Source organism: Rhodococcus sp. 1163 (assembly GCF_002091985.1).
GTDB lineage: Bacteria > Actinomycetota > Actinomycetes > Mycobacteriales > Mycobacteriaceae > Rhodococcoides.
Genome location: NZ_MKKX01000042.1, coordinates 1 through 320, shown reverse-complemented (window position 1 = coordinate 320; position 320 = coordinate 1). Strand labels below are relative to the sequence as shown.

Sequence of the window (320 nt, the reverse complement as noted above, 5' to 3'; positions counted from 1 at the left end):
TCGAGGCCGGGTAGTTCGAGGTGTGCGCTCTGGTTGTTCTGGAATTCCAATAAGACCTGGAACAGTGGTGAGTGATCGGTGGAACGTGTCGGTGCCAACGCGTCGACGAGTCGCTCGAATGGGATGTCGGTGTTGTCGAAAGCTGCGAGATCCGCCGCGCGGGTATCAGCGAGCAGTTCGGTGAAACTCGCATGCGGTGAGACCTCGGTGCGCAGGACGAGGGTCCCCACGAACATGCCTACGAGGTTGTCCAGGCCTGCTTCACCGCGCCCGGCGATGGGAGTACCGACCGTGATGTCCTCGGTACCACTGAGGCGAGC

1 protein-coding gene is annotated in these 320 nt (G+C 61.6%); it reads right to left on the bottom strand.

All coding sequences use genetic code 11. From position 1 onward, the window contains the following. Nucleotides 1-320: condensation domain-containing protein (locus BJD99_RS20565; protein ID WP_143542260.1), on the bottom strand; the 320-nt coding region annotated here is incomplete at both ends.